Origin of the sequence: Streptomyces sp. NPDC058457, from assembly GCF_042720695.1 — a bacterium.
Classification (GTDB): Bacteria; Actinomycetota; Actinomycetes; order Streptomycetales; family Streptomycetaceae; genus Streptomyces.
This window is the reverse complement of sequence record NZ_JBHXLU010000053.1, coordinates 59,618-83,329: the sequence shown is the minus strand read 5'-3', so window position 1 is coordinate 83,329 and position 23,712 is coordinate 59,618. Positions and strand designations below refer to the sequence as shown.

Annotated in this window: 21 protein-coding genes and 1 riboswitch; of the genes, 6 read left to right on the top strand and 15 right to left on the bottom strand. The window is 68.9% G+C overall.

The window, feature by feature from the left end; translation table 11 throughout:
- Positions 1 to 110: 110 nt before the first annotated feature.
- Positions 111 to 488: a hypothetical protein gene (locus ACFWPS_RS33395; RefSeq protein ID WP_383711937.1), complete on the bottom strand. Its 378-nt coding sequence runs from the start codon at positions 486 to 488 to the stop codon at positions 111 to 113.
- 227 nt (positions 489 to 715) lie between these two features.
- Entirely contained in the window at positions 716 to 1,567 is an 852-nt protein-coding gene (locus ACFWPS_RS33390; protein ID WP_383711935.1) for a thioesterase family protein, read from the bottom strand.
- A 187-nt stretch (positions 1,568 to 1,754) separates the two neighbouring features.
- Here ACFWPS_RS33390 and ACFWPS_RS33385 point away from each other — a divergent pair, with 187 nt between their 5' ends.
- Positions 1,755 to 2,984: an alpha/beta hydrolase gene (locus ACFWPS_RS33385; protein ID WP_383711933.1), complete on the top strand. Its 1,230-nt coding sequence runs from the start codon at positions 1,755 to 1,757 to the stop codon at positions 2,982 to 2,984.
- Here the strand turns inward: ACFWPS_RS33385 and ACFWPS_RS33380 are convergent.
- The 7 genes from ACFWPS_RS33380 to ACFWPS_RS33350 form a co-directional block, all read right to left on the bottom strand.
- Entirely contained in the window at positions 2,893 to 3,552 is a 660-nt protein-coding gene (locus tag ACFWPS_RS33380; protein WP_383711931.1) for a trimeric intracellular cation channel family protein, read from the bottom strand. The two genes, ACFWPS_RS33385 and ACFWPS_RS33380, sit on opposite strands and share 92 nt — an antisense overlap.
- A gap of 47 nt (positions 3,553 to 3,599) precedes the next feature.
- A complete protein-coding gene (locus ACFWPS_RS33375) occupies positions 3,600 to 4,991 on the bottom strand; it encodes a M1 family metallopeptidase (RefSeq protein WP_383711929.1) in 1,392 nt (463 codons plus the stop codon).
- Positions 4,992 to 5,091: 100 nt separating this feature from the next.
- Positions 5,092 to 6,381: an ABC transporter ATP-binding protein gene (locus tag ACFWPS_RS33370; protein ID WP_383711926.1), complete on the bottom strand. Its 1,290-nt coding sequence runs from the start codon at positions 6,379 to 6,381 to the stop codon at positions 5,092 to 5,094.
- A 23-nt stretch (positions 6,382 to 6,404) separates the two neighbouring features.
- Positions 6,405 to 7,502: an ABC transporter ATP-binding protein gene (locus ACFWPS_RS33365; RefSeq protein WP_383711923.1), complete on the bottom strand. Its 1,098-nt coding sequence runs from the start codon at positions 7,500 to 7,502 to the stop codon at positions 6,405 to 6,407.
- Positions 7,499 to 8,497, bottom strand: a complete 999-nt coding sequence (locus ACFWPS_RS33360) for an ABC transporter permease (RefSeq protein WP_383711921.1) — start codon at positions 8,495 to 8,497, stop codon at positions 7,499 to 7,501. The genes ACFWPS_RS33365 and ACFWPS_RS33360 overlap by 4 nt, the downstream gene beginning before the upstream one ends.
- 111 nt (positions 8,498 to 8,608) lie before the next feature.
- The gene (locus tag ACFWPS_RS33355; protein ID WP_383711918.1) at positions 8,609 to 10,405 is read right to left on the bottom strand and encodes an ABC transporter substrate-binding protein; all 1,797 of its coding nucleotides are present in this window, start codon (positions 10,403 to 10,405) and stop codon (positions 8,609 to 8,611) included.
- Between the two features lie 69 nt (positions 10,406 to 10,474).
- Positions 10,475 to 11,482 carry an ABC transporter permease gene (locus tag ACFWPS_RS33350; protein ID WP_383711915.1) on the bottom strand — a complete coding sequence of 336 codons (1,008 nt, stop codon included), beginning with the start codon at positions 11,480 to 11,482 and terminating at the stop codon, positions 10,475 to 10,477.
- A gap of 489 nt (positions 11,483 to 11,971) precedes the next feature.
- Between ACFWPS_RS33350 and ACFWPS_RS33345 the strand changes: the two genes are divergently transcribed.
- Positions 11,972 to 12,514 (top strand): hypothetical protein, encoded by a 543-nt coding sequence (locus tag ACFWPS_RS33345; protein ID WP_383711913.1) that lies wholly within the window; start codon positions 11,972 to 11,974, stop codon positions 12,512 to 12,514.
- Positions 12,515 to 12,582: 68 nt separating this feature from the next.
- On the opposite strand, the gene ACFWPS_RS33340 is transcribed toward ACFWPS_RS33345, so the two are convergent.
- From ACFWPS_RS33340 to ACFWPS_RS33325, 4 genes are all read right to left on the bottom strand, one after another.
- Positions 12,583 to 13,380: an enhanced serine sensitivity protein SseB C-terminal domain-containing protein gene (locus tag ACFWPS_RS33340; protein ID WP_383711910.1), complete on the bottom strand. Its 798-nt coding sequence runs from the start codon at positions 13,378 to 13,380 to the stop codon at positions 12,583 to 12,585.
- A gap of 182 nt (positions 13,381 to 13,562) precedes the next feature.
- Positions 13,563 to 14,330: an enhanced serine sensitivity protein SseB gene (locus ACFWPS_RS33335; protein ID WP_383711908.1), complete on the bottom strand. Its 768-nt coding sequence runs from the start codon at positions 14,328 to 14,330 to the stop codon at positions 13,563 to 13,565.
- Positions 14,331 to 14,430: 100 nt separating this feature from the next.
- A complete protein-coding gene (gene iscB, locus ACFWPS_RS33330; RefSeq protein ID WP_383711940.1) occupies positions 14,431 to 15,765 on the bottom strand; it encodes an RNA-guided endonuclease IscB in 1,335 nt (444 codons plus the stop codon).
- A 527-nt stretch (positions 15,766 to 16,292) separates the two neighbouring features.
- Positions 16,293 to 16,961 carry an AAA family ATPase gene (locus ACFWPS_RS33325; RefSeq protein ID WP_383711905.1) on the bottom strand — a complete coding sequence of 223 codons (669 nt, stop codon included), beginning with the start codon at positions 16,959 to 16,961 and terminating at the stop codon, positions 16,293 to 16,295.
- 201 nt (positions 16,962 to 17,162) lie between these two features.
- A riboswitch (glycine riboswitch) is annotated at positions 17,163 to 17,260 on the top strand.
- Between the two features lie 158 nt (positions 17,261 to 17,418).
- On the opposite strand from ACFWPS_RS33325, the gene gcvT reads away from it, so the two are divergent.
- From gcvT to ACFWPS_RS33305, 4 genes are all read left to right on the top strand, one after another.
- A complete protein-coding gene (gene gcvT, locus ACFWPS_RS33320; protein ID WP_383711903.1) occupies positions 17,419 to 18,546 on the top strand; it encodes a glycine cleavage system aminomethyltransferase GcvT in 1,128 nt (375 codons plus the stop codon).
- 98 nt (positions 18,547 to 18,644) lie between these two features.
- Entirely contained in the window at positions 18,645 to 19,022 is a 378-nt protein-coding gene (gene gcvH, locus ACFWPS_RS33315; protein WP_383711900.1) for a glycine cleavage system protein GcvH, read from the top strand.
- Between the two features lie 39 nt (positions 19,023 to 19,061).
- The gene (glyA, locus tag ACFWPS_RS33310) at positions 19,062 to 20,324 is read left to right on the top strand and encodes a serine hydroxymethyltransferase (protein ID WP_383711897.1); all 1,263 of its coding nucleotides are present in this window, start codon (positions 19,062 to 19,064) and stop codon (positions 20,322 to 20,324) included.
- A 56-nt stretch (positions 20,325 to 20,380) separates the two neighbouring features.
- Positions 20,381 to 21,748 (top strand): L-serine ammonia-lyase, encoded by a 1,368-nt coding sequence (locus tag ACFWPS_RS33305; protein ID WP_383711894.1) that lies wholly within the window; start codon positions 20,381 to 20,383, stop codon positions 21,746 to 21,748.
- A gap of 113 nt (positions 21,749 to 21,861) precedes the next feature.
- On the opposite strand, the gene ACFWPS_RS33300 is transcribed toward ACFWPS_RS33305, so the two are convergent.
- Both ACFWPS_RS33300 and ACFWPS_RS33295 read right to left on the bottom strand, forming a co-directional pair.
- Positions 21,862 to 23,178, bottom strand: coding sequence for an MFS transporter (locus ACFWPS_RS33300; protein WP_383711891.1), 1,317 nt, complete (start codon positions 23,176 to 23,178; stop codon positions 21,862 to 21,864).
- The gene (locus ACFWPS_RS33295) at positions 23,175 to 23,402 is read right to left on the bottom strand and encodes a hypothetical protein (RefSeq protein ID WP_383711888.1); all 228 of its coding nucleotides are present in this window, start codon (positions 23,400 to 23,402) and stop codon (positions 23,175 to 23,177) included. Before ACFWPS_RS33295 ends, ACFWPS_RS33300 begins: the two co-directional genes overlap by 4 nt.
- Positions 23,403 to 23,712: the final 310 nt, after the last annotated feature.

Here is a 23,712-nt window from a genome sequence, read left to right as displayed (position 1 = left end):
GTTGTAGTGGGTGTGGTTGGTGTGTTTGTTCTTGGTTTTGTTTAAGTTGGGGGGGGGGGGGTCGCGGGTGGCCCCGCGGCCCCCCCGCCCCTGTCGTACGACCTCTGCGGTCAGCTCTTCGTCGACTGCGCGGTCGGCGCCCCGCTGGGCGCCGCGCCACCGGCGCCGGGACCGCCCTGGCCGCCGCCGCAGCCGCCCATCCCGCCGCCGGGGCCGCCCTGGCCGCCGGCGCCCGGACCACCGCTGGGCATGCCCGAGGCGTTGCCGGTCGGAGCACCCGTCGGGGCGCCGCTCGGAGCGCCCGAGGCGTTGCCGGTCGGCGCGCCGCTCGGCCGGGCCGAGGCGTTGCCGGTGGGCTGCTGACAGCTCTGCTGGCCGGAGTTGCCGCTGCCGGACGACGACGAGTCGCCCGATCCGCCGCACGCGGTCAGCAGCAGCGGGGACAGCGCGAGCAGAGCCACGGCGGGGACGAGACGTACACGCTTCATGAGAGACAACTCCATTGAGGATGAGGGAGTCCTGAGGAGTGGCACTCAATCAACGGCGCTTAAGGCATTCTTGGGCCCCCACTGTTCGCCGCCTGTCAAAGAGGTAAAGCAATCCCCAAGAGGCTGCGCTGACCTGGCAGTTCGCTCCGAGCAGGCGCCTACTCGCTGGTACACGCCCGTGACAGAACGGGGTTCTGGCCGTCGAAACCGGGACGCGCCGGCCGGGTTCAGCCGAGGCGGACCCGGGCCAGTTGGCGGGACTGGGCGACCAGCCGGTCCGCGCTGTCCCAGACCTCGGCGTCCTCCTCCAGGAAGCCGCCGGCCAGATTGCGGGTGGTGATGGAGACGCGCAGCGGGCCCGGGGCGGGGCGGTGGCGGACGTGGACGGTCAGCTCGACCGTGGGGACCCAGCCCCTGAGACCGATCTCGAACGCGGTGGGCGGCAGCGCGTCCACCGCCAGCAGGAGGGAGAGCGGGTCGGCGTCACGGCCGTCCGCGAGGCCGAACCAGGAGCGCATCTCGCCCTTGCCGGAGGGGGCGCCGAGGGCCCAGCCGAGGGTGGCGGGGTCCAGCTTGAGCATCAGGCGCTCGGTGATGGCGGAGCTGCCGTCGACCGGGGCCGGACCGTCCTCCGGGCCGAAGCACTGGTCCATGGACGGGAAGGCGGGCGGGGTCGCCGTCGTACGGACGTCGTCGGGGAGGGCGGTGAGGTCGCCGTAGGAGGCGAGGACGCGGATGCGTTCGACCTCGTTGCCCTCGTCGTCGTACTGGAAGAGCGAGGCCTGGCCGGTGGAGAGGGTGCGGCCGGTGCGGACGGTGTCCGTGCGGATCACGGCCGGGCCCGGCTGGGAAGCGGTCAGGTAGTGCGCGGAGACGGTGAACGGGTCCGGGTGCGGCAGCGTGTCCGCGAGCGCCCGGCCGAGCACGGCAAGGAGGTAGCCGCCGTTCACGGCGTTGATGATGGTCCAGCCGGCCGAGAGGTCGATGTCGTAGACCCCGGGAGCGCGCCGGGTGACCGCGGTGTCGCGGTCGAACTCGCTGTCACCGATCACGGCCCGCATGGATGCTGCTTCAGGCATGTCTGAACAGTACAAGAGTCGATTACTAAGCGGTAGCTTTTGTGATCCACGCACCAGCGGCCCGGCCGGCGCCCCGTCGGCGTCCCACCGGTAAGGGATCCCTCTGCCGAGTGAGGTTCCGGCAATTTCTAGGTAAGTGTCCGGACACGTCCGTAACCCGGAGCCCGCAATTCCCCTCTATGGGGACATGAGCCTCACCGGGACTCCGTTCCTCTACACGACCATCGTCCTGTCCGTGGTCGCCCTCATACTGCCGCTCGTCCTGTGGTCGAGGATGCGGGGGCCGAAGGCCGTGCGTGCCGCGGCCCGGGTCCTGATGCTGCTGTTCGCACAGGCCACGGCGGTGACGCTGATCTTCGTGCTGGTCAACAACGAGAACAGCCTGTACGACAACTGGGCCGACCTCCTCGGCACCGGCAACCACGTCCAGCAGGCCGCCAACCTCGGCCAGGACGGCACCGGCGGCATAGCGCTGAAACAGTTGCCCAAGGTGAGGCAGACCTTCACGGCGGCCGACGGACCGGGCATGCGCGCGGCAGGCGGGGTCGAGGTCACCCAGCTCAAGGGCCGGGTCTCGGGCGTCAACGCCGAGGTCTACGTCTGGCTGCCGCCCCAGTACCACGAACCGAAGTACAAGAACCACCGCTTCCCGGTCGTGGAGCTGCTGCCCGGCTACCCCGGCTCGGCCAAGGCCTGGTTCGGTTCACTGAAGGTGACCGAGCAGCTGGAGCCGCTGATGAAGAGCGGCAAGGTCGCGCCCTTCATCCTGGTCGCGCCGCGCACCAACCTGCTGGCCGGCGTGGACACCGGCTGCGCCAACATCCCGGGCACGGTGAACGCGGACAGCTGGCTCAGCATCGACGTGCCGAAGATGGTGACCGACAACTTCCGTGCCGCGGCCGCCCCCGCGAACTGGTCCGTGGCCGGCTACTCGGCGGGCGCGCACTGCGCGGTCAAGCTGGCCGTCGCCCACCCGGACCGCTACCGGGCCGCGGTGAGCCTGTCCGGCTACAACGACCCGATCGGCGAACGCAACTCGCTCGCCGCGCAGAGCGTGGCCCTGCGCGAGCAGAACAACCCCTACCTGCTGCTGCGGAAGGCGGCCGCCCCGCCCCGGATCGCCCTCTACATGTCCGGCGAGTCCGGCGACGGCTACCAGGCCGGTGTGGCGCTGGAACAGATCGCCAAGGCACCGACCACCGTGCACGTGGTGTTCCTGCCGCGCAGCGCGGGCGGCCACAACATGGCGCTGTGGCGGCCCCAGGTGCCGGAGGTCTTCGAGTGGCTCACGGTCAACATGGGCCAGAGCCACGTCAGGGCCGGGACTACTCCTCCCGAACCGTCGAGCGCCGGTTCCACGCACGCGGCGCTCGCCAGTGGTACCGCATCGCGAGCAGGCGCAGTACGAAAGCGGTGACGACCGCGAGCCCGCTGGTGAACGGGTTCAGCGCGTCGTAGCGGATGCACAGCACCACCGTCGTCGCCCCGACGATCGCCGGGACCGCGTACAGGTCGCGGTCCCAGCGCAGCAGCGAGGGAACCTCGTTGGCGAGCACGTCCCGGAGCACACCGCCGCCGACCGCGGTGGCCAGGCCCAGGGCGGCGGAGGCGGTGAGGTTGAGGCCGTAGGAGTACGCCTTCGTCGTGCCGCTGACCGCGAACAGGCCGAGGCCGGCCGCGTCGAAGACCAGGACCGCCGACTGGATCCGCTCGACGTGCGGATGCAGGAAGAACACCACCAGGGCGGCGATCAGCGGGGTGATGAAGTACCCCAGGTCCGTGAAGGCGGCCGGGGGCACCGCGCCGATGATCACGTCCCGGAAGATGCCCCCGCCCAGTGCGGTGACCTCGGCGAGCACGCCGATGCCGAAGACGTCGAAGTTCTTGCGGACGGCCAGCAGCGCACCGGAGATGGCGAACACGAAGATGCCGATGACGTCGAGCGTGTGCTGGACGGAGGGTGAGAAGAGTTGCTGGAGCTGCACCCTGACATTGTGTCCTGTCAGGGTGCATGAGCCTTACAAACCCAGGCCTACAGGGCAGGTTTCCCTGTGGTGAACAGCCAGGTCTGGAACAGGTCGTCGAGCTGCTGACCGCTGACCTTCTCGGCGAGGCGGATGAAGTCGGCGGTGTCGGCGTTGCCGTAGCGGTGCAGCTTCGTCCAGGCCGGGAGCAGCTTGAAGAACGCCGTGTCGCCGATGCGTTCGCGCAGCATCTGCAGGGTCATCGCGCCGCGCTGGTAGACGGCCGAGGCGAACATGGTGTCGCGCTGCGGGTCGGCGACGGTGATCTGCCAGAAGGGGTTGTCGGCGGCCCGGGCGTTGTAGCCCGCGAGGAAGGAGTCGTGTGCGGAGCGGGTCCCCTGGTGCTCCGCCCACAGCCACTGGGCGTAGGTGGCGAAGCCCTCGTTGAGCCAGATGTCCTTCCACTGCGCCACGCTCACCGAGTCGCCGAACCACTGGTGGGCCAGCTCGTGCACGATCGTCGACTCGTTGCGCACCGCCGAGTAGGCCGGCTTGCTCTGCACCTCCAGCGAGAACCCGGCCTCCGGCATGTCGTCGACGATGGCCCCGGTCTCCTCGAAGGGGTAGGGCCCGAAGACCTGCGACCAGTAGTCGGTGGCGGCGGCCGTGACGGCGTACACGTCCACGTTGTTGCTGTTGGCGAGAACCGGGTCGATGGCGACGTAGATGGGGATGCCGGAGGGGGTCTTCCCGGTCTGCACGTCGAACTTCCCGATGGTGGCGGTCGCGAGGTAGGTCGCCATCGGCTTGGACTCGCGCCAGTGCGCGTACGTCGAGCCGCCCTTGTCGTACGTCGAGACCAGCCGGCCGTTGGAGACCCCGGTCAGGCCCTCGGGCGCCTTGATCCGGATGTCGTAGGTGGCCTTGTCGGCGGGGTGGTCGCTGGACGGGAACCAGGTGGAGGCGGCGTTGGGCTCGCAGGCGACGAAGACGCCGTCGGCGGTCTTCATCCAGCCGTAGTCGGAGCCGAAGACGATGGGGCCGTTGAGGGGCTCGGGTATCCCGCCGTAGGTGACGGAGACGGTGAAGTCGCGGCCCTTGGCGAGCGGGTCCCGCGGGGTGACGGTGATCTCGTCGCCGGTACGGGTGAACTGGGCGCGTCTGCCGTTCACTTCGACCCGGGTGACCTCCAGCTTCTGGAGGTCGAGGTCGAAGGCGGAGAGGTTCTGGGTGGCCCGGGCGGTGAGGGTGGTACGGCCGTCCAGGCGGCCGGTGTCCGGGGCGTAGGCCACGTCGAGGTCGTAGTGGCGGGCGTCGAAGCCGCCGTTGCCGAGCTGCGGGAAGTAGGGGTCGCCGACGCCGTCGGCACCCGGGGTGGGGGCGGGGGCGGCCGCGATGACAAAGGAGGCGGCCGCCGCGGTTGCGACGGCCGCCAGACGTGCCGAACGGGAGAGGCGCATCAGTCGTCCCTTTCGAGCGTGCCGGTCAGTAGACGGACACGGTCGACTCTGCGCCCTCCCGTTAAGGCATGTACATGACTTTGCAAAGTCGTGTCATGCGCTACTTGTCGGTTGACTCCTGTGACTTCTGTGACTCGCCTGTGGAGTCGGCGGACGCCGGTTCCTCAGCGACCTCGTCGGCCTCCGAGTCCCGGACGTCGTCGGCGACTTCGGTGTCGGCCTCGGAGGAAGCCTCCGCGACCTCCGCCGCCACCGCCGCGGACGTCTCCGCCGACTCTTCCAGGACCGCCTCGCCCACCAGCTGCGAGGCCTCCTTCGCCGCGGTCAGCAGGACCGTGTCCTGCGGGGCCTGGTCGGCGAAGTTCTCCGGGTGGTGGCAGGCGACCTGCTGGCCCGGCCGGAGTTCGAGGAGCGGCGGCTCGGTCGTCTTGCAGATCTCCGTCGCCTTCCAGCAACGCGTGTGGAAGCGGCAGCCCGAGGGCGGCGAGATCGGCGACGGCACATCGCCCTGGAGCAGGATGCGCTCGCTCTTCTGGCCCCGGCGCTTCGGGTCCGGGATCGGCACCGCCGACATCAGCGCCTTGGTGTACGGGTGCATCGGCGCCTTGTACAGCGAGTCCCGGTCGGCGAGTTCGACGATCTTGCCGAGGTACATCACGGCGATGCGGTCCGAGACGTGCCGGACGACGGAGAGGTCGTGGGCGATGATCACGTAGGTCAGGCCCAGCTCCTCCTGGAGGTCGTCCATGAGGTTCACGACCTGCGCCTGGATCGAGACGTCCAGGGCGGACACGGGCTCGTCGGCCACCACCAGCTTCGGCTTCAGCGCCAGGGCCCGCGCGATGCCGATGCGCTGGCGCTGGCCGCCGGAGAACTCGTGCGGGTAGCGGTTGTAGTGCTCGGGGTTGAGGCCGACCACCGACAGCAGCCGCTGCACCTCCTTCTTGATCCCGCCCTCCGGCGTCACGCCCTGGAGCCGGAAGGGGGCCCCGACGATCGTGCCGATGGTGTGGCGCGGGTTAAGCGAGGAGTACGGGTCCTGGAAGATCATCTGCACGTCGCGGCGCAGTGGTCGCATCCCACCGACCCCGAGGTGCGTGACGTCCCGGCCCTGGAACTCGACCGTGCCGCCGGTCGGTTCGAGCAGCCGGGTGATCAGCCGGCCCATCGTCGACTTGCCGCAGCCGGACTCGCCCACGACACCGAGGGTCTCACCGGCCTTGACCTCGAAGTCGAGTCCGTCGACCGCGTGTACGGCGCCGACCTGCCGCTGGAGCAGGCCCTTCTTGATCGGGAAGTGCTTCTGGAGCCCGGTCACCTTGAGCAGGATCTCGCCCTGGGCGGTGCCCGTGGCGGAGGCGGCGCCGTCGCTCTGCGCAGGGATGGTCACTGCGGTGTCCTTGGGGTTCTCGCTCACAGCTTCGGCGCAATCTCTTCGGTCCAGATCCGCTCCCGCTGCTCCTGCGTCATGTGGCAGGCGGCCCAGTGCCGGCTGCCGACCTCGGTCAGCTCCGGACGGACCGTGCGGGTGACGTTGTCCTTGGGAACGTCCGCGTACGGGCAGCGCGGGTTGAAGGCGCAGCCGGACGGGATGTTGATCAGCGAGGGCGGGGAACCCTTCACCGGGATCAGGCGCTCCGTCTGCTCACGGTCGAGGCGCGGCATGGAGCCGAGCAGACCCCAGGTGTAGGGGTGCCGGGGCTCGTAGAACACCTTCTCGGCCGGGCCACGCTCCACACAGCGACCGCCGTACATCACCAGGAGGTCGTCCGCGAGTTCGGCGACGACGCCCAGGTCGTGGGTGATGATGATGACCGCGGAGCCGAACTCCTTCTGCAGGTCCCGGATCAGGTCGAGGATCTGCGCCTGGACGGTCACGTCCAGGGCGGTCGTCGGCTCGTCCGCGATGAGCAGTTCAGGGTTGTTGACGAGCGACATCGCGATCATCGCTCGCTGGCGCATACCGCCGGAGAACTCGTGCGGGTAACTGTCCACCCGCTTGTCCGGCTGGGGAATACCCACCCGGTCGAGCATCTCGACAGCGCGCCGCTTGGCGGCCTTCTTGTCGACGGCGTGGTGGATGCGGTACGCCTCCACGATCTGCTGGCCGATCGTGTAGTACGGGTGCAGCGCGGACAGCGGGTCCTGGAAGATCATCGACATCTGCCGGCCGCGGAGCTTGCGCACCTCATCCGGCGGGCTGCTCAGCAACTCGGTGCCGTCCAGCCAGATCTCGCCGGAGATCTGCGCCTTGCGCTTGCCGTACTGGCCGGCGGTGTGCAGGCCCATGATGCCGAGCGAGGTCACCGACTTGCCGGAACCCGACTCGCCCACGATGCCGAGGGTCTTGCCCTTCTCCAACTGGAAGGAGAGCCCGTCGACGGACTTGACCAGACCGTCGTCGGTCGGGAAGTGCACCTTCAGGTCGCGCACTTCCAGGAAGGCCGTCGGAACGGGCGACGTGCTCGTGGGTTCGCCCACGGCCGCTCCGCTCTTGCTCAGATCCGTCATGAGAGCCTCACTCGGGGGTCGATCACGGCATACAGGATGTCCACCACGAGGTTGGCGATCAGCACCGCGAGAGAAGTGATCAGGGTGACGCCCAGGATGATGGGCAGGTCCTGGTTCTTGATGGCCGTGAGCACCGCCTGGCCGAGGCCGGGAAGGCTGAACGTCGTCTCGGTCAGGATGGCGCCGCCGATGAGAGCACCGAGGTCCATGCCGAGCATGGTCAGGATCGGCGTCATCGTGGAGCGCATGGCGTGCTTGCCGATGACGACCTGTTCCTTGAGGCCCTTCGCGCGTGCCGTGCGGATGTAGTCCTCGCCGAGGATCTCCAGCATGGTGGCGCGGGTGATGCGGGCGTACATGGCGGCGTAGAGGAAGGCAAGGGTGATCCAGGGCAGGATCATGCCGCCGAGCCAGCCGGAGAAGCTCTGGTCCAGTGGCACGTATTGGCCGTTGATCCAGTTCAACCCGTAACTGAAGACCGCCAGCGAGAGCAGACCTGTGAAGTAGATGGGCAGGGACACGCCGCCGAGCGCGACCACCATGGCCGTCCGGTCCCAGATGCTGCCCCGCTTGAGCGCGGAGAGCACACCCGCCGCGACACCGAAGACCAGCCACAGCACGGCGGCACCGAGCGCGAGACCCAGGGTCACCGGGAAGCGGTCGGTCAGCACCGGCCAGACGGCCTGCTCGCTACGGAAGGAGTAGCCGAAGCACGGCGCGGCACAGTGGGTGACGTCACCGCCGGCCGCGTAGGTGCGGCCCACGAAGATGCCCTTGAAGAAGTGCCAGACCTGCACGAAGATCGGATCGCTCAGACCCAGCTTCTCCCGCACCGCCGCGACGGCGTGAGGGTCGGCCTGCTTGCCCACGAAGCTCGTGGCGATGTCCACGCCCGCCCACTTGGGGACGAGGAAGAAGATGCTGAAGACCACCAGGATGATGACCACCAGCATCACTGCGGCGGCGAACAGCCGCCTGATGAGGTAAGCGAGCACAGCTAACGGCCCGCCGCGGGGCCGCAGGCCACCGGAGGTCTTCCGGTGGCCCACGGTCCCGCCGCGCCGGCCTTCACCTGCCTTTCGTGCCGTACGGCGGGTGTGCCGGGATTACTTCGTGGACTTCAGACCGATGTTGACGAAGTCGTAGTAGCCGCTGTACGCGTTCGTCGTGTACACGTTGGCGATACGCGAGGAGCGCCAGTTCAGGAGTCGCTCGAAGGTGAAGGGCAGGTAGTACGCGCCCTCGGTGACCTTGTGGTTGATGTCCGTGGCGATCTGCGTCTTCTTCGACTCGTCCTGCGCGGTGTTGTACTGGTCGAACAGCCCGTCGATCGTCTTGTCCTTGATCAGGGCGAAGTTGTTGTTACCGCTCTGCAGGATGTAGCTGCTGTCCCACAGCGGGGCGCCGTAGCCCTGGACGGTCGGGAAGTCCGCACCCCAGCCCATGATGATGATGCCGAGCTTCTTCTTCGCGACGTTCGAGGGGGAGCCGATGATGCCGGAGCTCTGCGAACCGTCGTACTGGTAGATGTCGGCCTGGATGCCGACCTTCTTCAGCGCCGCCTGCAGGGACGTGGCCGTGGCCACCTCCTGCTGCTTGTTGTTACGGACGGCGATGGTGGTCTTGAAGCCGTTCGGCTGACCGCAGGCCTTCAGCGCCTTCTTGGCCAGGTCGTCGTTGCCGGTCTTGTTGGCACCGGAGATCCCGTACGGGTCGTACTTCTGGCCCTCGCCGCCGGCGATGGCGGGCGGGAGCATGTTGGTGCCGATGTCACCACCGGCGATCGGGCCACCGCGCGCGGTCTGCAGCGACACGTGGTCGGCCGCGTAGATGACGGCCTTGCGGCACTCGATGTTGTCGAACGGCTTGACGCTCTGCGGGAAGACCGCGTAGCGGATGAAGCCGGAGATCGGGTTGTCCAGGTTGGCCTTGTGCTCCTTCAGGGCGATGGTGCGGCCCTGCGGACCCAGACCCGTCTGGCCGGCGTCGATGTCGTAGTCGCCGTTGATCAGACGCTGGTCCATGTCGGACTGGTTCGAGGAGATGGTCAGCGAGATCTTGTCCGGGTACGCCTTGCGCACCGGGTCGGACGACGCCTTCCAGTTGGTGTTGCGCACCAGCACCAGCTTCTTGCCCGGGCTGTACGACTCGAACTTGTACGGGCCGGAGGAGAACGGGTGCAGCGTGTACTTCGCCTTGGTGTCCTTGTCCTGGCGGACCGGGGACGCCGTGACCATGGCGAGGACCTGCTTGAAGTCCGAGTTCGCCTTGGGCAGGTGGAAGACGATCGTCTTGGCGTCGGGCGTGGAGATCGCCTTCAGGCCGAGCTTGTCCTTCGAGGTGTCCTTGTAGGGACCCTTGTAGGTGTTGTTCGGGTCGAGCATCTGCTGGAGGTAGATCGGACCGCCGGACAGCACGTCCTGCGCCCAGACCCGCTCTATGCCGTACTTGATGTCCTGGGAGGTGATGGCCTTGCCGTCCTCCCAGGTGATCCCGTCACGCAGGTGGAACGTGTAGGTCTTGCCGTCGGCCGAGACCTGACCCATGTCGGTGGAGAGGTCGGGCGTGAGCTCGGCGCCCGCGGCACCCGGCTCGGTCTTGAAGGTGAGCAGCTGACGGCTGTAGTACCGCGAGAAGTCCCACATGAAGCCGTAGTAACCGCGCGTGGTGTCCCAGAAGTCGGCGTCCTGGGCGGAGACGAACTTCAGCTCGCCGCCCTTCTTGACCAGCGAGGCCTGGGCGACCTTGTTGTTCGCCGCGTCGAAGCCAGCAGCACCGGTCTTCGAACCGCCGTCGTCGCTGCTGTTGCCGCCGCCGCACGCTGCCAAGGCCAGCATGCCGGCGACCGCGGCAGCAGCGGCAAACGCCTGCCTACGCCGCCCTGAGGTGCGTTGGGTAGTCACGATCTCGGATCCTCCGGATTTGATGAGAGACCCCGTGTAGATGGCACGGGACGCTTGGGGCAATGCGGTTCAGCGGGAAGCCTTCGGGTCCAGCGCGTCCCGCACGCCGTCGCCGAAGAGGTTGAAGGCCAGAACGGTGATGAAGATCGCCACGCCGGGGACGACCATGTACATGGGGTCCGAGTCGTAGTAGTCGATCGCGGTGGAGAGCATCTGCCCCCAGGAGGACGTGGGGGGCTTGACGCCCACGCCCAGGAAGCTGAGTGCCGCCTCGGTGAGGATGTTGGTGGGGATCATCATCGTCGTGTAGACGATGATCGGCGCGACCAGGTTGGGCAGCAGCTCCTTGAACAGGATGTAGAAGCGCCCGGCGCCCAGCGATCGGGCGGCCTCGACGTACTCGCGCTCACGCATCGAGAGGGTCTGTCCGCGCACCACGCGTCCGATGTACGGCCAGCCGAAGAAGCCGATGACCAGGATCATCACGAACACACGCACGCTGGACCCGCTCAGGCCCAGCATGTCGTTCGGCATCACGGAGACCAGCGCGATGATGAAGAGCAGCTGCGGGAAGGCCAGCAGACCGTCCATGACGCGGCTGATCGCCGAGTCGACCCAGCCGCCGAAGAAGCCGGCCAGGATACCGAGGACGGTGCCGAGGATGACGGCGACGATCGCAGACAGGAAACCGACGAGGAGCGAGATCCGGGAGCCGTAGAGGATCCGCGCGAAGATGTCACGGCCGTTGACGGGCTCGACGCCCAGCAGGTGGTCGCCGCTGATACCGCCCAACGACCCCTTGGGGGTGCCGAACAGAGGGTCGATCAGGCTCTCGTGGAAGGTGTCCGGGTCCTGCCCGACCAGGTTGGCGATCATTGGGGCGAGAACGGCGACCAGGACGAGGAGGAGCACCACGACGCCGCCCGAGAGGGCGAGTTTGTCGCGCTTGAGGCGCTCCCAGGCGATCCGGCCCAGGGAACGTCCCTGCACGGCCTTGTCGCCGGCGGTGGCAACCGCCGCTTCTTCGGCCGCGCTCGGGGCCGCTTCCGCGGTCGGCTCGTGCAATGGTGCCGTCATCTGGCAGGGACCCCTCTCAACCGGCGGTAGCCGGCTTGCACTTGCCGCTGGTAGCGGCATGATCACTCTCTCCTGGGCAGGGATGAACACCCCTTGGAGCGCGAGTCTTCAACGCTGCGGCGACCGGTTACCAGAGTTGGCGGTGAATGGATGCGCAACCGTGATACGAGCAAGGTGTTTCGTTATCCGAACGACGGGTAACGCCTGCCGGACGGGGGGCAAAGGTGACAAGTCGCCACATCAACCCACCAAAGCCCCTCATCTACGCGCAGAGACCCCCTGGGCCGGACCACGCCATTGAACCATCACCGGCGAGCGGGTGACCCGGATCACAGCACGCCGCGCTCTTGCCCCACCCTGCTCGACCGTGAGCGATTCCTGCCCTGCTCACAGGATAGACATCCGAGGCATTCGCCGTCCGGAGCCGACGTTCCGCAAAATAGAATTGAAGGTTCCTTGAGGAACGAAAGTCAACCCCTTGTTTTCTGATTGACCGGCCGCGCCGCGGCCACCGCGGCAATTCTGGTCGGCGCCGCTTTCGCAATGCCGGCGTCCGCCTCCGAAGTGCACCCGACCAACTGCGGCACCGGGCACTTCTACGACATCGACGAGGTGGGCGGCCGGTACTACCAGTCGTCGGGTGGCACCGTGGGTGAGTACAACGACAGCACGAAGGCCGCGACGCCCAAGTACACCTTCAGCGTTACCACGTCGCGGACTTCCGGCTGGACCTACGGCGGCGGTCTCAGCGTAAAGATTGCCTTGGTCGAGATTTCGGGGGACGTCAAGTACAACGTGCTCAAGTCGAACACCAAGGGAATCTCGGTGGAGCACGACCTCAGTGTGCCGGGAAAGCGTTACGGCTACGTGACACCCAAGGTGGAATTCCAGAAGTTCCACATCGAGAAAGCGCACTACGGCGCGAACTGCAAGGTCGTCGTCGACAAGGACTACGGCGTTTCCCACGCCGTCACCGCGAAGCTTTTCCACTCCACATGCATCTCGAAGCACGCGTGCGCGCCGAAACCGTGACCCGGTGACGGTCGCCGCATGACAGAGCACTGTGCCCGCCTCTCGCGCGAGAGGCGGGCACAGTGCTGTCAGAAGGCGCTGGGCGCGGGCGGGTACCCGTACCCCGCCGCAGGCGCCGGCGGCAGCGCCGCGTGCGCCTCGCGGTCGTAGAACGGCCGTGCCGTCGCCCGCATCCACATCACGACCGGGTCGTACTCGTCGGTCATCGCCACCGTCGACACCGGCAGCCCGTCCGGCACCGCCCCGATCGACTGCTGCATCATCGCCCGCACCGAGTCCACGGCCGGCGGCGAGGTGTCGTACACGTCCAGGCCGATCGCGAGATACGGCGCCCCGAGGGCCGGCTGCACCCAGGCGCGGCGCAGCGAGCGGACCGCGGGGGTGCGGTGGGCGTTCTGCGTGAGCAGCGCGTAGAACTGCGGGACCTCGATCGCCGGTTCGGCGAGCCGCAGCGGGCCGGCCGGCTGGCGGTCCAGGCCGGTGGCGATACGGCGCAGGTCCAGCCAGGGGATGCCGACGCCGCCGCCCGGGGCGTGCGGGTTGAGCCAGAGGCCGAAGTGGTCGGGGTAGAGGGTGCGGGCCACGTCGACGCCGTCGACCACCTCGTACGAGCGGTTCCAGCCGCTCGCGGAGAGTTCCTGGGCCGAGGTCACGCAGGGGGCGTAGCCGTGGCCGTCGACCTCCATGTTCCCGTACTGGGCGTCGGGGGACCCGGCCTGGCCGTGCCAGAGCAGCATCCAGATCTGGCCGGAGGAGGGCGTGGCGAGGGCGCGGAGGAGTGCCTCGTAGGCGTCGTAGCGCCCGGGGGTTACCTGGCGCAGCATGTGCTCGACCTGTCCGGTCGCCGCGGTGCCGCTGGCGCTCACGTGTTACCGCCCCTTCATCTGGTGCCCCGCGTATGGAGGGCCGCCCCGCGTTTGGAGACAGCTTATGCGCCCAGGGGGCGGGGGCCGATTGTCCGTGCGCGGGTGCGCGTTCGTGGTGGTCCTTCGCGCCCACGCGGCAGAGCCGCACATCGCCCCGGCCCCGCGCCCCTTTCGGGGCGCTTTCAGTGGCCGTACTGATAGAAGGGGCGCACGTTCTCGCGCATCCAGTGGCCCACCGGGTCGTCCGCCACGTCGAGGAGGACGAGGTTGACCGGCCACTTCACCGGAACCTGGCCCAGCGCCTTGCCCAGCGCCTCCAGGGGCGCGGCCCGCAGGTCGCCCTCCCACTGGGAGAGTTCGACCCCCACGAACATCACCGGGTCCGCCGTCTCGACCGCGGCCAGGCAGCGGCGGGCCGTGGCGACCACGCCGATCGCCGCGAACTCCGCCGACGCCGCGGCCAGGAAGTCCATCGGGTCGTCCTGCCAGTCCGGTTCGAAGAGGCGGACCCGGCCGCCCGAGGCGGGGCCGTCCAGTTCGGTGCGGCCGGTGCGGCAGAGCTGGGCGACCGCCTCCGGCGGCAGCGGGACACCGACCACTCCCCCGGGGTTCACGGCGATGCCGATCTGCGGGGGCAGGCCGCGGGCGAACTCGACGGCCGGGGCGATCGTGTACGACAGGTGGGAGCCGGCCGCCAGGCGGAACTGCTCCTCGGAGCTGAAGACCGGCACGTACGCCTGGCCCTCGATCTGCGTGGTGGGCAGGTCCAGCGGGCCGCTGTGCGGGCCGCCGCCCTCCGGCAGCGGGATCCAGAGGAAACTGCGGCCCAGTACCTCGATGAGCCGGCCCGCCGCCGCGGGCACGCCGAGGGAGGCCGACAGGACCTCCTCCAGTTCGTTGCCGGGCCACCCGCCGTGCGGGTGGGGGTGTGCCTGTGCCGGTATGTCCATTGACTCTTCTTCTCACGCGATGCTTCGATCCCGAGGCCGGAACAAAATCCTATAGCTGCCGCACGCGACCGGGGCGTACCGCTGTGGCCTCGGGAGTTCTTCAGCTCCGCGTCTCCCCCCTTGTGCTGTAGCCATATCCGTCGCCCCTCTGGAGGAGACGGAGATACTTGTGGCGAACGTCCGCGTATCCGCCGGGGACGGCGATGCGATGCGTACCTGAAGCACGTACCGCCACCCGCCCGGTGTACTTCCCCGCGAACTTGCCGCGCGGGACAACGGCACGTACCAGATCGCCGGTGGCGAAGCCGAAGTGCTGTTTACGCCGGGGCAACCGGAGCCGCGGGAAACCGAACTTGTCAGGGCGTGTTCGGGCATAGCAGCCACGTCCGGTCGCTGCGGTGACCAGCACGGTGTGCGGGTATCTGACGATACGTGTGCCGCCGTCGAGTTCCCCGACGGCCAAAGCGTCCAGCGTATGCGACTTCGCCAGGCCCTGGGTGGTGCGGTTGTACTTGGTACGGCCACCCGACCAGGCCGCTGCAGGCAGCCCGATTCGCGCAAGTTCGTCCCATAGCTGCCAGCGGGTCGCGTTCACGGCGGCCGCGTCTCTCAGCGGCGCCTTTGTCTGGTTGACGATACGCGCCAGTCGAGTCGGCTGTTCCGCCGGGAACTCTTCCACGGGCCGAGCCGCCTTGGCCTGATTACATGCAGCGCAGGCAAGCGTCAGGTTCGAGATGCGATCAGAGCCTCCCCTGCCCTTGGGTTGGATGTGGTCGATCTGAAGCGGGAGCCCGCTCGCTCCGCAGTAGGCGCAGGCGCGCCCCCACTTCTCCAGCAGATACTGACGGGCTTCGAAACCGGCGAGGGTGCCCTGTTGGTACTCGACCCCGTTGAGTGATTCCTTGCCCAGGCCGAGAGCATGTGTGTCAAACGAAACCTTCTCGACGTGGAGCTCGGTGACGGGGAACAGGTTGGCAAGCCGCATGACGTGGCTGAAAGTAGTGTCCACCCGATGCCGCAGGGACGGAGGAAGCCAGCCGCGAGGGCGCGTGCGGTTGGCGAACCGTGGCGCGCGGTAACGCCGGTTGGCACTGCGTCGCCTGCGCCGGTAGGCCGCCCGCTGTTCCATACTCCTGCGGATCTGGGCGCCTCTGTGACAGAGCTCAACGGCATAGAGCCCGCGACGGGTGGTGCTGCTTTCTCCTGGATCAACGTCCCCGGCCACAACGTCGTGGTTGACGGCGATACCGGTTCCCCTGCTGCCGGGGTCGATTCGAAGGGCCACTCCGGACACCTCGGACTCACCCACGGTACGGTCCTTCACGTGGATGGCGAACGGCGTGTGCCGCGCCACTACAGCCCGCCCACCGGCCAGGAGCTTACGGGCCCGTGCGGGATGGCAGGGCATAAGGGGACACCCGTGCCTGTCCAGCACGGCGACCAACGGGGCCGCCGCCCTCGGGGTGGAACTCCTGTTTGTGATGCCACCCTCACGGGTGGCGCTTGCTCCCTCCGCAGTCGCCAAGGCGACCGCTTCGGGGTGTCGCCGTACGCCGGAAGGTGACGTGCGCACGGTCTCCCCTCGCTCATGTTCCGTGTCGGCTGCGCAGTGCTGACGCACAGCGCGTCCACGACCCGTTTCGTCCCTGCTCCCAGGGTGTCTGCGGCCGTGGATTCCAGAGCCCGCCGCTGAGGAAGCACGACGGGGTGGGTCTGCTCACCCGCACGGAACGTAGCCACCGAACACCTCCATTCCCGGTGACTCGAACTGGTCAGCCCTGGGCCTGGCCGTCTCAGACGGACACGCCCCGGCTCAGAGGCCGGGGAGCGGCTGACCTGCCTACCGCCTGCACACGAAACCCCAAGGTGAGGTCTCTCGGACTCGGACCGGAAGATCGAATCTTGCCGCGCAAGGTCATGTGAGTAGCGAATTTGATCAGCCGCTTTGATCGGCATGCCCTCTCAGCCGGTGAAGCCGATGCCGCGCAACTCGTCCGCCGCGTCCCGGTCGAGGAGCACCGCCGAGCCGACGCCCTCGGGCAGCTTCCCCCTCTCCACCGCGCGCAGCAGCCGGCCGGCCGCCCGGCGATGGCGCAGGAAGGCGTACCGGGAGACGCCCCGGCCGCGCTCGCGCTGGCCGTCCAGTGCCGTGCCGGCGGTGACGTCCAGGAGGAGCAGGTGCAGGGTGCCGCCGCGGCGGCGGGCCTCCCGGGCCAGCCAGTCGCGCACCCAGGCCTGCGTACCGCAGTCGTGCACGACCACGCCCTCGCCGGAGCCGAGGGCCCGGCGCAGCCCGGCGTAGTGGGCGAGGCGGACCAGCGGGCGGTAGACGGCGTAGGGCAGGAGCCGGGCCAGGCGGGCGTCCCAGCGGTCGCGGGTGTCCTGGGAGTCGATACGGATGCCCTGGACGGTGCGGTGCATCAGGGTGGACTTGCCGCTGCCGGGCAGCCCGGTGACCACCACCAGGTCACGGGGGCCGAAGAGCAGGCCGTGCGGGCTGTGCCCGGCGCGGTCGCGCAGGTCGCGGACGACCGGTGCGGGGAGCTCGTCGCACCGCTCGCGGGCCGGGGCCGTCGGCTGCTGGGGCAGGGCTAGGCCCGTCGTCGTCGCGTATGCCGTGGTCCTTGTCACCGTGACCGTCCTCCCTGGGGGTTCAGGAAAGGTTCTCCCCAGTTAATGTAAAGAGAAGGTAATGCACGGTCTCTCGCGGTTCCGTGCGCGTCCGGCAACAGCCCGGCTACAAAGAGGGAGGACGGAGGGAGCGGCAGGTCCGGTCTGCCGTGCGGCCGGGCGGCGTGCAATGATGTCCGCGCCAACTGCATACCGGCCGTTTGAATCCGCGCGGGAGAGTCCCCAGCCGTCTTCGCTGGGGCGCCGAAGGAGCAAGTCCCTCCCTTGAATCTCTCAGGCCCCGTTACCGCGCGGGCGAGGCACATCTGAAAAGCGGGCCGCTGTGTCAGTGGCCCCACCCAAGGTGCAAGCCGTGATCACGTCCGTGGTCAGGGCGAACCTCTCAGGTTCCGATGACAGATGGGGAGGACAGCCCTCGCCTGTCATGCCCTCGGGACCTCTGGGAGACGACCGACCGATGAGCAGTACCGATTCCGCCGCACCCCGCCGCACCGCGCTCGACGCCCTGCACCGCTCGCTCGGTGCGACCATGACCGACTTCGCCGGCTGGGACATGCCCCTGCGCTACGGCTCCGAGCGCGACGAGCACGTCGCGGTTCGGACCAGGGCCGGGCTCTTCGACCTCTCGCACATGGGCGAGATCACCGTGACCGGCCCGCGCGCGGCCGACCTGCTGAACCACGCCCTGGTGGGGAACATCGCCTCCGTCGGCGTGGGCCGCGCCCGCTACACCATGATCTGCCGGGCCGACGGCGGCATCCTGGACGACCTGATCGTCTACCGCCTCGCCGCGACCGAGTACCTGGTCGTCGCCAACGCCTCCAACGCCCAGGTCGTCCTCGACGCGCTCGTGGAGCGTTCCGCCGGGTTCGACGCCGAGGTCCGCGACGACCGCGACGCGTACGCGCTGATCGCCGTACAGGGCCCCGAGTCGCCCGGGATCCTCAAGTCGCTCACCGACGCGGACCTGGACGGTCTGAAGTACTACGCCGGCCTGCCCGGCACCGTCGCCGGCGTCCCGGCGCTGATCGCGCGCACCGGCTACACCGGCGAGGACGGCTTCGAGCTGTTCGTGAAGCCGGAGCACGCGGTGGAGCTGTGGCAGGCGCTGGCCGAGGCGGGTTCCCCGGTGGGTCTGGTCCCCTGCGGGCTGTCCTGCCGGGACACCCTCCGCCTGGAGGCGGGCATGCCGCTGTACGGGCATGAGCTGACCACGGAGCTCACCCCCTTCGACGCCGGGCTCGGCCGGGTGGTGAAGTTCGAGAAGGAGGGCGACTTCGTCGGCCGCGAGGCGCTCGCCGAGGCCGCCGCCCGCGCTGCCGAGAACCCGCCGCGCGTCCTGGTCGGCCTGGTCGCCGAGGGCCGCCGGGTGCCCCGCGCCGGATACCCGGTCGTCGCCGGCGGCGAGGTGATCGGCGCGGTCACCTCCGGTGCCCCCTCTCCCACCCTGGGCCGCCCGATCGCCATGGCGTACGTCGACGCGGCGCACTCGGCGCCGGGCACGGCGGGCGTCGGCGTGGACATCCGGGGCAGCCACGAGCCGTACGAGGTCGTGGCGCTGCCGTTCTACAAGCGCCAGAAGTAGCCACCGGGCGTGACCCTGCGCACATCCCCGCAGGTCACGTACGTCTCCAGCCTTCCCCCCTTCACCAGCACTTCCTCGCGTACAGGAGAATTCAAGCCATGAGCAACCCCCAGCAGCTGCGTTACAGCAAGGAGCACGAGTGGCTGACGGCCGCCGAGGACGGCGTGGCGACGGTCGGTATCACGGAGCACGCGGCCAACGCGCTCGGTGACGTCGTCTTCGTCCAGCTCCCGGCGGTCGGCGACACGGTGACCGCGGGCGATTCCTGCGGCGAGCTGGAGTCGACCAAGTCGGTGTCCGACCTGTACGCGCCGGTCACCGGTGAGATCACCGCGGTCAACGAGGACGTCGTCGAGGACCCGTCCCTGGTGAACTCGGCCCCCTTCGAGGGCGGCTGGCTGTTCAAGGTGCGCGTCACGGACGAGCCGGGCGACCTGCTCTCCGCCGACGAGTACACCGCCTTCACCACCGGCTGAGAGCCGCCGCAGACCCCGGCCTAGGAGTCGTAGAAACAGATGTCCGTTCTGAACACGCCCCTGCACGAGCTCGACCCCGAGGTAGCCGCCGCGGTCGACGCCGAGCTGGCGCGCCAGCAGTCCACCCTGGAGATGATCGCCTCGGAGAACTTCGCTCCGCTGGCGGTCATGGAGGCGCAGGGCTCGGTCCTCACCAACAAGTACGCCGAGGGCTACCCGGGCCGCCGCTACTACGGCGGCTGCGAGCACGTCGACGTCACCGAGCAGATCGCCATCGACCGGGTGAAGGAGCTGTTCGGCGCCGAGTACGCCAACGTGCAGCCGCACTCCGGTGCCTCCGCCAACCAGGCGGCCCTGTTCGCGCTGGCCCAGCCCGGAGACACCATCCTGGGTCTGGACCTCGCGCACGGCGGCCACCTCACCCACGGCATGCGGCTGAACTTCTCCGGCAAGCAGTTCAATGTCGTGGCCTACCACGTGGACGACTCCGGCCTGGTCGACATGGCCGAGGTGGAGCGGCTCGCCAAGGAGCACCGGCCGAAGGTGATCATCGCGGGCTGGTCGGCGTACCCGCGCCAGCTGGACTTCGCGGAGTTCCGCCGGATCGCCGACGAGGTCGAGGCGTACCTGTGGGTCGACATGGCCCACTTCGCCGGCCTGGTGGCCGCCGGTCTGCACGAGAACCCGGTGCCGTACGCCGACGTGGTCACCTCCACCACCCACAAGACGCTGGGCGGCCCGCGCGGCGGCATCATCCTGGCCCGCAAGGACTTCGCGAAGAAGCTGAACTCGTCCGTCTTCCCGGGCTTCCAGGGCGGCCCCCTGGAGCACGTGATCGCGGCGAAGGCGGTCTCCTTCAAGGTCGCCGCCTCGGAGGACTTCAAGGAGCGCCAGCGTCGTACGGTGGAGGGTGCGCGCATCCTGGCGGAACGCCTCACCGCCGCCGACGCCCGCGAGGCCGGCGTGAACGTCCTCTCCGGTGGTACGGACGTCCACCTGATCCTCGTGGACCTGCGCGCGTCCGAGCTGGACGGGCAGCAGGCCGAGGACCGTCTCCACGAGGTCGGCATCACGGTCAACCGCAACGCCGTCCCCAACGACCCGCGGCCGCCGATGGTCACCTCGGGTCTGCGGATCGGCACCCCGGCGCTGGCCACCCGCGGCTTCACGGCCGAGGACTTCGCCGAGGTCGCGGACGTGATCGCCGAGACGCTGAAGCCGTCCTACGACGCGGCGGCCCTGAAGGCCCGGGTCACGGCCCTGACCGACAAGCACCCGCTGTACCCCGGTCTCGACAAGTAGTTCCCTGGTGGGGGCACCCGATGGCGTGTGCCCCCGCCCTTTCCCGAGGAGTTCCCGTGGCCATCTCGGTCTTCGACCTGTTCTCGATCGGCATCGGCCCGTCGAGCTCCCACACCGTCGGCCCGATGCGTGCGGCCCGTATGTTCGCCCGCCGGCTGCGCAACGAGGGGCTGTTGGAGTCCGTCACGTCGATACGCTGCGAGCTGTACGGCTCCCTCGGCGCGACCGGCCACGGCCACGGCACCCCGAAGGCGGTGCTGCTCGGCCTGGAGGGCGCCTCGCCGCGCACGGTGGACGTGGAGACGGCGGACGACCGCATCGAGGCGATCAAGAGCACGGGACGCCTGTCGCTGCTCGGTGAGCACGAGATCGCGTTCTCCTTCGACGGCGACCTGAAACTCCACCGCCGCAAGACACTCCCGTACCACGCGAACGGCATGACCGTGTGGGCGTACGACGCGTCCGGGGCGGAACTCCTCGCCAAGACGTACTACTCGGTCGGCGGCGGGTTCGTCGTCGACGAGGAGGCGGTCGGCGCGGACCGCATCAAGCTGGACGACACCGTCCTGAAGTACCCCTTCCGCACCGGCGACGAGCTGCTCCGCCTGACGCAGGAGACGGGTCTCTCGATCTCCGCGCTGATGCTGGAGAACGAGCGGGCCTGGCGCACCGAGGACGAGATCCGCGCGGGCCTGCTGGACATCTGGCGGGTGATGCGGGCGTGCGTGTCCCGCGGCATGTCCCGTGAGGGCATCCTGCCGGGCGGGCTCCGGGTGAAGCGGCGGGCCGCCGTGACCGCCCGCCAGCTGCGCGCCGAGGGCGACCCGTTGGCGCACGCGATGGAGTGGATCACGCTCTACGCGATGGCCGTGAACGAGGAGAACGCGGCCGGCGGCCGGGTGGTGACCGCGCCCACGAACGGCGCGGCCGGCATCATCCCCGCCGTCCTGCACTACTACGTCAACTTCGTCCCCGGCGCCGACGAGGACGGGGTGGTCCGCTTCCTCCTCGCCGCCGGCGCGATCGGCATGCTCTTCAAGGAGAACGCGTCCATCTCGGGCGCCGAGGTCGGCTGCCAGGGCGAGGTCGGCTCGGCCTGCTCGATGGCGGCGGGCGCCCTCGCCGAGGTCCTCGGCGGCTCCCCGGAACAGGTCGAGAACGCGGCCGAGATCGGCATGGAGCACAACCTCGGCCTCACCTGCGACCCGGTCGGCGGTCTGGTCCAGATCCCGTGCATCGAGCGCAACGGCATGGCCGCGGTCAAGGCGGTCACCGCGGCCCGCATGGCCATGCGCGGCGACGGCTCCCACAAGGTGTCCCTGGACAAGGTCATCAAGACCATGAAGGACACCGGCGCCGACATGAGCGTCAAGTACAAGGAGACGGCCCGGGGCGGGCTGGCGGTGAACATCATCGAGTGCTGAGGGGCTGGGCCCTGCCCAGGGTGTTCTTGCCTTTCAGCGCTGCCAGGGCCTGCTCTGCCCACACGGCGGAAACTCCCTGGCAGACCGGCGCACCGGCAACGGCCCGGCGCCGGTCACTGGTGAGGCAGGGCCGCAGCCTCGCCGTCGGTGTTCGGCAGGAGTCCGGAGTCTGTTGCCTGCTGACGGGACGTCGGCAGGTCCCGGGACCTGCGGATCGGGGAGAAGAACAGGATCAGGGCGGCGAGTGGGATCCCCGCTGTGGTGATCGCCATGGCGGCGCGGACACCCAGCACGGTTCCGAGCGTGCCGCCGAGCAGCCCTCCGAGGGGAATCGTCCCGTAGCTGAGGAACGCCGTGCTCGCGGTGAGACGGCCGAGGAGCTCCGGAGGGCAATAGCGTTGCTGGAAGCCGGCCTTGATGACGTTGCCGGCCACGGCACCCGCAGCGACGCAGAAGCCGCCGGTCACGAAGAGCAGAATGCCGGCTCCGCCGACGGTCAACGGCATGAGCAGAGCCATCGCGGGAACTCCCAGTTCGAACACCAACGTGGCGCGGGCCGTGCCGATCCGGTCGGCGACCCGGCGGGCGGCAAAGGCCCCGGCCACGCCTCCCGCACTGGTGCCCGCGATGAGTGTCCCGACCAGCCCGGGGGTCAGACCGACGCTGCGGACCAGGAAGACCACCTGAATCGACTGGTATCCCATCAGGGCCAGGTTGGAAGCACCCCCGAAGAGTGTGAAGGCGCGGAACCAGGGATCGCCCGCAACCAGCCGCAGACCCTCGCGGACTTCGCTGACCAGTGCTTCGGGGCGGCGTTCGGCCCTGGTGACGCGCGGTTCACGGTGCCGGATGGCACTCAGGCACAGGAGTGAGACGAGGAAGGTCGCCGCGTTGGCGAACAGCCCGTTCACAGCTCCTGCCGCTTGCGCGATCAAACCGCCGGAGCCGAGCCCGGCAATCTGCGCGGCGGACGCGCTGCCGTGCAGTTTGGCGTTGCCCTCGGGCTGGTCGTCGGGGTCCAGGATGCTGGGCAGATAAGCGCTGTAGGCGGTCTGGAAGAACACGGCCGCCGTGCCCGCCAGCAGTGCGACCGCCAGCAGCAGCCCCATGCTCAGCCAGCCCCGCCATGCGATGACCGGGACACAGGCGAAAAGCACGAGGGAGACAGCAGCAGCGGTCAGCATGATCGGTCTGCGCCGCAGCCGGTCCACCCAGACACCGACTGGCAGACCGATGAGCAGCCAAGGAGCCCAGGTGGCGGAGGTCAGCAGGCCGACCTCGAACGTGCTGGCATTCAGGGTGGAGACGGCGATCAGCGGCATCGCCACCCCGGTGACGGCCGCGCCGTACTTGCCTGTGGTCTCACCGCACCACAGCAGTCGGAAATCGCGGTGGCGACGCAGGAGACCGCCGGGGGCATCCTGGCTCATGCGATCACCTGCTCCTTACGGGGAAAGGACTGGAGTTGCACGACGACAGGGAGCGCGCCCGGGCCGGGCTCGGCGTCCGGGGCAGGAGTGTGGCGAGCGACTACGGCCATCAGTTCCGCGTTGAGCGCCTTCAACTGGTCCGGTGTCAGCCGCAGGTCACACCAGTCCGAGACGGTGCCGGCGTTCCGCCATGTGTCGTCCCAGTCCTCGCCGACGTACGTCATGACACGGCTGAAGTACTGCTGGACCAGTTCATGCAGGTAGACCGCGAACGCGCCTCGGGTGTCAGGATCGTCACGGAAGCCGGCGGTGTTCAGTCCGACAGCGTAGGTTACAGCGCATCCTCTGCAGAGACTTCTCTGCAATATCGCGGCAGCGTGATGCGGTGCCTGCCGGCGGTGAGACCGTGCTCCGCGCGGCGAACCCCCTCCTACCGAAGGGAGCGGAAAACCGGCGGACGTCGTCAGCAAGGGGACCGGGCGCTTCCAGCGAAGCGGGCCGGGCGGGAGCGAGTGCGGTTCCAGGCCGCCGAGA